This is a genomic window from Peterkaempfera griseoplana, assembly GCF_001418575.1.
Classification (GTDB): domain Bacteria; phylum Actinomycetota; class Actinomycetes; order Streptomycetales; family Streptomycetaceae; genus Peterkaempfera; species Peterkaempfera griseoplana.
The window spans coordinates 1-5502 of record NZ_LIQR01000576.1; the positions used below are offsets into that span (position 1 = coordinate 1).

6 protein-coding genes are annotated in these 5502 nt (G+C 74.3%); 2 read left to right on the plus strand and 4 right to left on the minus strand.

Annotation, left to right across the window (positions count from 1 at the left end):
- Positions 1–404 (minus strand): TerD family protein (locus tag AOK09_RS42785; protein WP_245687596.1); only part of this gene is annotated, 404 nt, incomplete at its 3' end.
- Positions 405–540: 136 nt separating this feature from the next.
- On the minus strand, positions 541–1344 hold the full coding sequence (locus AOK09_RS33170) for an NAD-dependent epimerase/dehydratase family protein (protein ID WP_055590930.1): 804 nt from the start codon (positions 1342–1344) through the stop codon (positions 541–543).
- A 170-nt stretch (positions 1345–1514) separates the two neighbouring features.
- Between AOK09_RS33170 and AOK09_RS33175 the strand changes: the two genes are divergently transcribed.
- Positions 1515–2723, plus strand: coding sequence for a hypothetical protein (locus AOK09_RS33175; protein WP_055590934.1), 1209 nt, complete (start codon positions 1515–1517; stop codon positions 2721–2723).
- Positions 2724–2797: 74 nt separating this feature from the next.
- Positions 2798–3757 carry an SDR family oxidoreductase gene (locus tag AOK09_RS33180; RefSeq protein WP_055590931.1) on the plus strand — a complete coding sequence of 320 codons (960 nt, stop codon included), beginning with the start codon at positions 2798–2800 and terminating at the stop codon, positions 3755–3757.
- A 187-nt stretch (positions 3758–3944) separates the two neighbouring features.
- Here the strand turns inward: AOK09_RS33180 and AOK09_RS33185 are convergent, their stop codons facing one another.
- Together AOK09_RS33185 and AOK09_RS39715 are read right to left on the minus strand one after the other, a co-directional pair.
- Positions 3945–4724 (minus strand): IclR family transcriptional regulator, encoded by a 780-nt coding sequence (locus tag AOK09_RS33185; RefSeq protein ID WP_055590932.1) that lies wholly within the window; start codon positions 4722–4724, stop codon positions 3945–3947.
- A gap of 118 nt (positions 4725–4842) precedes the next feature.
- A partial coding sequence (locus AOK09_RS39715; RefSeq protein ID WP_055590933.1) for a hypothetical protein occupies positions 4843–5502 on the minus strand: 660 nt, incomplete at its 5' end.

Genomic DNA, 5502 nt, shown 5'->3' on the forward strand with positions numbered 1-5502 from the left:
CCCCGCCGGTAGACCTCCACCACCACCAGCGCGGTCTCCACGGTCAGCCGCGGCGGGGTGAAGGTGATCAGCTCCTCGCCGGTGTCGGCGTCCCGCACGGTGGCGGTGGGCTCGGTGCCCGCGAAGGTCGCGCCGGCCTCGTCCAGGCTGGCGGTGACCACGACCTTGTGGATCGGGGCGGGGACGACGGCGGTGTCCACCGTGATCGCGTCCGGGGAGCCGGGGGCTGCCGGGCGGTGGGACACCCCGGGGCCCTGGGGGGCGTTGAAGAAGACGAAGTCGTCGTCGGAGCGGACCTTGCCGTTCTCCGCGAGCAGCAGCCCGGAGACGTCCAGCCGCTTGGGCGCGGTCACCTCCACCGTCACCCGGGTGGCGGGCAGCGGGGCGTTTCCGCCCTGCGTCAGGGCCGTGGTCACGGTCGTCCTCCTCGTCGTGTCCGGCTCGCCGCATGCGGCGGCGGGGCGGCGGCGGACTCCGGCCGTCGCGCACCCCCGCGGACACACTAACGAAGGAGGAAGGCCGAGCGTTCTCAGGCCGCGCTCACAACTGCCAGGCGGTGCTGGTGGTGAAGGCGCCGCCGAGCAGCCGGTACTCGGGGTCCTCGGGGGAGAGCTCGCCGTGCCGTGCCAGCAGTTCGGCCGCATAGGGCTCGGAGTCGTCCTGCGGGTCGTAGCCGAGCTTGCGGGCGCCGCTGAGGTCCATCCAGCCGCGGGTGTTGGCGGAGGTGCCGTGGACGACGGTGTGGTGGACGTCGGGGGCGGTGAGGCAGGCGTGCATCAGCCGGGCGCAGTCGGCGGGGCTGAGCCAGGTGGAGAGCATCCGGACGGTGAGCGGCCGGGCGAAGCAGGAGCCGATGCGGAGGGAGACGGTCTCCATGCCGTGACGGTCGGCGTACAGCGACGCCAGGTTCTCGCCGAAGCACTTGGACAGGCCGTAGTAGGTGTCCGGGCGCAGCGCGATGTCGGTGGTCACCGCCCCGCCGTCGGCGGGCCGGGCGGTGTAGCCGACGGCGTGGTTGCTGCTGGCGTAGACGATGCGGCGGACGCCGGCGCGGCGGGCCGCGTCGTAGAGCCGGTAGGTGCCCTCGATGTTGGCGCCGAGGATCTCCTCGAAGGGGGCCTCCACGGAGATGCCGGCCAGGTGGATCACCGCGTCGACGCCGTCGAGGGCGCGCTCCAGGGCTTCGGTGTCGCGGATGTCGGCGGTGATGGCCTCCGGGGCGCCGTCGACGGGCGCGGCGTCCAGCAGACGCAGGGTGTAGCCGTACTCGGGGAGACTTCGGCGCAGGAAGGTACCGACGATGCCGGCGGCTCCGGTGAGCAGCACGGTGCGGGGGGTGGGCATGGGGGCGTCTCCTCGGGCGAGGACAGGAACATGAATTCCATTCACAAGCATGGACAAGCTAAGGCGGGCTCACCGAGGCGGTCAACCCCGCCCTTCTTGACCGGCGGGGCGGGTCGGCATACGGTCTGATCGGTTCAGGTATGTAGACCTCGATCAGGAATGTGACCATCGTGCGCAGCTCCGCCTTTCTCTACCCCTGGGACGTCGTCGGCGACCCCGCCGCCCCCGGCCGGCTCGCAGCACTGGGAGTACAGCAGGCCACCCTGGCCGCCGCGTACCACTCCACCCGCGCCGTCACCCCGCGCCACCCCGGCCACCGGATCGTCACCGCACCCCACTCCGCCGTCTACTACCCGATCGACCCCGCCCGCTGGGCCGGCCACACCCTGGCCCCCGCGCCGCAGCGCTGGTGCTCCGGCGCCGACCCCTGGGGAGACGCCGCCGAGGCCCTCGCCGCCGCCGGGCTGGAGGTGCACTCCTGGGTGGTGCTGGCCCACAACTCCCTGCTGGGCGCGACACACCCGGGCCGCACGGTGGTCAACGCCCACGGGGACCGCTACCCCTGGGCGCCCTGCATCGCCGACGATCAGGTGCGTGCCTACTGCGCCCGGCTGGCCGCCGAGGCCGCCGTACGGCCCGGCGCGGCCGGCACCGAGCTGGAGTCCTGCGGCTGGTACGGACTGGCCCATCTGCACGCCCACGACAAGATCGCCGGGGTGCCGCTCGACCCCGCCGCGCAGTATCTGCTCTCGCTCTGCTTCTGCGACGCCTGCGCCCGCGGCTACCAGGACGCCGGGGTCGCGCCCGAACGGCTGCGCGCCGCCGTCGTCCGCGCCCTGGAGCCGGTCTGGGCCGGGACGTACCGCGCCCCGGACGGCGCCGACACGGGCGCCGCCGAGTGGGCGGGGGTGGAGAAGCTGCTGGGCGCCGATCTCGCCGCCGCCACCATGGTCCACCGGCGGCGGGCCCTGGCCCGCTTCCAGGAGGAGGTCGTCGGCGCGGTGCGGCAGGCGGCCCCGCCCGGCTTCCGGGTGCTGCTGCACGCCGATCCGGTGGCGCACCGCACCGGCTCCAACACCGGGGTGGACGCCGACCGCGTCCTGGCACTGGTCGACGGCCTGGTGCTGCCCTGCACCGGGGACGCCGGCCGGCGGGCGGCGACCCTGGAGGCGGCCGCCGCACACCGCCGCCCCGGCACCGTGCTCGCTGCCAACCTCACGGTGGTCTCCGGGATGGGCGGCAGCCCCGCGACCCTCGCCGAGGACGCCCGGCACGCCGCCGCCCACGGCGCCGGCGAACTGCGCCTCTACCACGCGGGTCTGGCCGGTGACGGCGATCTCGCCCTGGTCCGCGACGCCCTGGCCCGCCTGCGGGGCTGAGCAGCCGAGGTACAGCGGATCCCGCCGGGAACAAGCGGACGCCGACTGTCACTGCCGGCGTGCATCGTGGTGGCATGGACAAGGACCCCACCCCCCAGCACGGCGGCCGGGCCGGCTCGCTGGCCGGCCGGATCGCGCTCGTCGCCGGAGCCACCCGCGGTGCCGGACGCGCCCTCGCCGTCGAACTCGGCCGCGCCGGCGCCACCGTCTATGTCACCGGTCGCACCACCCGCGAGCGCGCCAGCGAGGTCGGCCGGACCACGGAGACCATCGACGAGACCGCCGAGCTGGTCACGGCGGCCGGCGGCACCGGCATCGCCGTCCCCACCGATCATCTGGACGCGGATCAGGTACGCGCCCTCGTCGAGCGGATCGACCGTGAGCAGCAGCGGCTCCACATCCTCGTCAACGACCTCTGGGGCGGCGAGCACCTGCTCGTCGACTCCGTCTTCGGCCGGAAGAGCTGGGAGACGCCGCTCGCCGACGGCCTGCGCATCCTGGAACTCGGGGTGCGCTCCCACGTGATCACCGCGGCACTCGTCCTCCCGCTGCTGATCCGCTCGGACGCGCCGCTGCATGTGGAGGTCACCGACGGCACGGCGGTCTCCAATCGCCGCTACCGCGAGAACCTCTACTACGACCTCGCCAAGAACGCCCCGATCCGGATCGCCTTCGGGCTGGGCGAGGAACTGGCCGAGTACGGGGGCACAGCGGTCGCCGTCACACCGGGCTTCCTGCGCTCGGAACAGATGCTCGCCCACTTCGGCGTGACCGAGGAGAACTGGCGCGACGCCGTCGCCCAGGAACCGGACTTCGGTGTCGCCGAGTCGCCCTACTACCTCGCCCGCGGGGTCGCCGCGCTCGCCGCCGACCCGGACCGGGCGGCCCGCTGGAACGGGAAGTCCGCCTCCAGTGCGGACCTTGCCAGGACCTACGGGGTACGGGATGTGGACGGCAGCCGGCCGGACGCCTGGGGGTACTTCGAGGACGTCAGGTACGGCGGCAAGGACGGCTCGCCGGACGACTACCGCTGACCCTCCGGCCCCGGGCCGTACAGAGTGGCGAGGCCCCGCGCGTGCTCGCGGAAGCGGCGCGCGGGCCCTCCGGGGCCGGCGCACCCCGCGCCGCCTCGGACGCGGAGGCGCCGGCCCCGGGGGACCGCCGATCCGCCTGCGGTGCACCTCGGCTGACGGTCCGTCGCGGTGCCGTAGGGCCCGCGGCTCAGAGGTGACGGGTGGCCAGGGTGAGGCGGTCCCTGGCCTCGAAGAGGGCGTCGCGGATCTGCTGCTCGCGGCCCGGGGTGAGCCGGGCGACCGGCACCGAGCAGCTCACCGCGTCCCGCGCCGGGGTGCGGTACGGGATGGCGATGCCGAAACAGCGCAGTCCGACGGTGTTCTCCTCGTGGTCGACCGAGTAGCCGCGCTCCCGGATCAGCGCCAGTTCCTCGATCAGCTCCTCCCGGTCGGTGAAGGTGTGCTCGGTGAGCGGGGCCAGGCGCTCCGGCAGGATCTTGCGGACCTCGTCGTCGCTGTGGGTGGCCAGCAGGGCCTTCCCCAGGGAGGTCGAGTGGGCGGGCAGCCTGCGGCCGACCCGGGTGAAGGGGCGCAGGTAGTGCTGGGACTGGCGGGTGGCGAGGTAGACCACGTCGGCGCCGTCGAGGCGGGCGAGGTGGATGGTCTCGGTGGTCTCCTCGGCGAGCCGGTCCAGGGTGGGCCTGGCCGCGGCGACCACTTCGTCGCCGTCGATGTAGGCGGTGCCGACCAGCAGCGCCCGCACGCCGATGCCGTAGCGGGTGCCGGTGGCGTCGGTCTCCACCCATCCCAGCTCGACCAGGGTGCGCAGCAGCATGTAGAGGCTGCTCTTGGGGTAGCCGAGCGAGGTCTGCACCTCGGCGAGGCTGTGCATGCCCGGGCGGCCGGCGAAGTACTCGAGGAGTTCCACGGTCCGCACGGCGGACTTCACCTGGGAGCCGCCCGCATCCGCGGGGGTGGGCAGAGCCATGGCCGTTGACCCCTTTCGACAGCCCGGCAGACGCCGTGTGATTCATATTACGGGAACGCGTTCAGTATACGGAACGCGTTCAGCGTATACCCAGGTCGTCGCAGTGCCGCCGTCCGGGTCAGGCGAAGCGGCCCCGGACGGCGACCGCGCGCGGGTGGTCCACGCCGAAGGCGGAGGCGAGCCAGGTGTCGGCGGCCGCGTCGTGGGAGCCGTCCCGGTGGGAGTACTGCACCGTGAAGGAGTACCGGCCGGGACGCACCGTCCCGCCGTGGCCCAGGGTGAAGCGGTACACCAGGGCGCCGCGGTCCAGCTCCACGGTCACTTCGGTCCCCGGCATGTCCGTCCATGCGCCGGCGTCCGCGGCCCCGCCCGAGCGCTTCACCCGGACCTCCACCTCCACCGCGGTCAGCGTCTCGTCCACGGTCAGGACGAGCGAGTCCCGTGAGGCGTAGGGGCTGGCCGTGTCCGCCGAGGCCGAACCGTGCAGCCCCTCGTCGCCGGCCGGGGTGAGCTCGATCGCCGCCGGCTCCTCGGAGCCGCCGGTCGCGCTGCCCGAGGGGGAGCCGGACGGTGAGCCGGAGGGCGCGGGGTCGCCGGCGGTCGTCCCGGAGGACGTGCTGCCGCTGGGCCGTGCGTCGGTCCCGTTCGGGGGGCTGTCCGCCGCGGGGGCGCCGGAGGGCGAGGGGGCCCCGGACGCCGAGGGCGTCGGACGGGTCGCGTCGAGCACCGAGCCGCCGGACCGGCCGGCCGGGGGGGCGGACCGGGTGGGGAGCAGCGG